General features: G+C 75.7%; 3 protein-coding genes. All 3 read right to left on the bottom strand.

Features of this window, described 5'->3' with window-relative positions:
* Positions 1 to 681, bottom strand: a 681-nt coding sequence (locus tag G3I53_RS19075; protein WP_164438583.1) for a 1-phosphofructokinase family hexose kinase, incomplete at its 3' end; no start/stop codon positions are given.
* Positions 682 to 811: 130 nt separating this feature from the next.
* A complete protein-coding gene (gene nagA, locus G3I53_RS19070) occupies positions 812 to 1,981 on the bottom strand; it encodes an N-acetylglucosamine-6-phosphate deacetylase (RefSeq protein ID WP_164337879.1) in 1,170 nt (389 codons plus the stop codon).
* A partial coding sequence (locus G3I53_RS19065) for an ROK family protein (protein ID WP_164438582.1) occupies positions 1,981 to 2,361 on the bottom strand: 381 nt, incomplete at its 5' end. The genes G3I53_RS19065 and nagA, both read right to left, overlap by 1 nt.

The raw sequence follows: 2,361 nt of genomic DNA, 5'->3' as shown, positions 1-2,361 counted from the left end.
GGTCACGGCGAGCAGGCCGTCCGGGCCCAGGGAGGCGACCACCGCGCCCGCGCCCCGGCGGCGGGCGTCCCGGGTGGCGGTCGACGGCTCGTGGGAGCCGGTGAGTTCGGCGAGTTCGTCGGCGTTCGGCTTGAGGATGCCGGGGCGTCCGGCGATGCCGCGGCGCAGCGCCGACCCGCTGGTGTCGAGCAGGGTGGGCACCCCGGCGGCGCGGGCGGTGCGCAGGAGCCCGGCGTAGGCGCCCACCGGGACGCCCGGGGGGAGGCTGCCGCACAGGGCCACCGCGGAGGCGGCGGGCAGGAGTGCCGCGTAGGCCTCCTGGAAGGCGGACCACTCGGCGGGGGAGATGGGCGGGCCGGGTTCGTTGAGCTGGGTGGTGCCGCCGGAGCGGTCGTCGACCACGGCTATGGTGCGCCGGGTCGTGCCGTCGACCGGGACCAGTTCGTCCACCAGGCCGCGCACGTCGGCGAGTTGCTCGCGCAGGATGCGGCCGGTGGTGCCGCCGGCGAAGCCGGTGACCGTCACCTCGTGGCCGAGGGCGGCGAGCACCCGGGCCACGTTGATCCCCTTGCCGCCGGGACGCTCGGACACCTCCGAGACCCGGTGGGACGCGTGCGGCCGCAGGGACGGCACGCGATGGGTGATGTCGAGAGCGGTGTTCAGCGTGACCGTGAGGATCACCGGGCCGACCTCCCCTTCTGCCGCCTGCGCTGCCCGCGCGTGCCATGACTGCCAGGGGCACGATCATGCCAAAGAGACGGCGCCCGGCCCACCCCCGGAGCCGGTCACCGTCTCCCGGCGACGGGACGGATCAGCCCTGTCGGGGATCGACCACCCATTCGCCCCGGCGCATCACGCCCTTGAGGGCGAAGTCCGCGTCCAGGACCACGAGGTCGGCGTCCTTGCCCGGTTCGAGGGAGCCGATCCGGTCGTCCAGGCCCAGCAGCCGGGCGGGGTTGGCGGACAGGGCGGCCACCACGTGCTCGACGGGCAGCCGGTCGACGGTGACCGCCCGCTGGAAGGCGCGGTCCAGGGTGAGCGTCGACCCGGCGATGGAGCCGCCCTCCACGAGGCGGGCCACGCCGTCGGCGACCTCCACCTCCAGCGGGCCGAGCAGGTAGCGGCCGTCGCCGAAGCCCGCCGCGTCCATCGCGTCCGTGATGAACGCGACGCGGTGCGGGCCCGCGTGATGGAACGCCAGCTGGAGCGCGGCCGGGTGCAGGTGGGTGCCGTCGTTGATCAGCTCGACCGTGACCCGCTCGTCCTCCAGCAGGGCGGTGATCGGGCCGGGGGAGCGGTGCCCGAGGGCGGGCATGGCGTTGAACAGGTGGGTGGCGACGGTGGCGCCCGCGTCGATGGCGGCCACGGTCTGCTCGTAGGTGGCGTCCGTGTGGCCGACGGCGGCGATCACGCCGAGCTCGGCGAGCAGGCGCACCGAGTCGAGGCCGCCGGGCAGTTCGGTGGCGAGGGTGACCATCCTGGCGTGCCCGTGGGCCGCGTCGACCAGCTTGCGGACCTCCGCCGGGTCGGGGTCGCGCAGCAGCTCCTCGGAGTGGGCGCCCTTGCGGCAGGGGGAGATGAAGGGGCCCTCGAAGTGGATGCCGGCCAGGTCGCCCTGCTGGGCCAGCTCGGCGAGGAGTCCGGCCCGGCGGACGAGGAAGTCCATGTCGCCGGTGACGGTGGAGGCGACCAGGGTGGTGGTGCCGTGCAGCCGGTGGGTCCGGATGCCGTGCAGGACGTCGTCGACGGTGCCGGAGGTGAAGGAGGCGCCGCCGCCGCCGTGGTTGTGGAGGTCGACGAAGCCCGGGACCACCCAGTGGCCGCTCAGGTCGACGGTCCGCACGACGCCCGCCGCGGCCGTGCCGGGTGCGGGGGGACCCCCGGCGACGATCCGCGTGCCCTCGACGATCACGCGGCCGTCGTCCACGGTCCCGGTGGGCAGGACCACCCGGGCACCGGCTAGAACAGTGGTGGGGGCCATCAGGCGGTTACCTCCGAGGGGTCCGGGGAGTCGGCGGGGGCGAGCAGGTCCCAGGCGAGGAGTCCCGCGCCCAGGCATCCGGCGGTGTCCCCGAGGGCCGCGGGGACCAGGGACGGCAGCTTCTGGAAGGTGACCCGCCGCCGGACGGCCTCCCGCAGTGGTGTGAACAAGGTTTCCCCCGCCTCGGCGAGCCCGCCACCGACGATCAGCGTGCGGGGGTCCAGCAGGGTGAGCGCGGTGACGAGCCCGTCGGCGAGGGCGTCGACCGCCTCCTGCCAGACCGCGCGGGCCCGCTGGTCCCCGGCCTCGACGGCCGAGGCGCAGTCCGCCGCGTCGGCGTCCGGGTCGCCGCCGGCGGCCGCCCACGCCGCGCTGACCGC

It is taken from the genome of Streptomyces sp. SID14436 (assembly GCF_010548465.1).
GTDB lineage: Bacteria > Actinomycetota > Actinomycetes > Streptomycetales > Streptomycetaceae > Streptomyces.
This window is presented reverse-complemented; position numbering and strand designations above follow the sequence as displayed.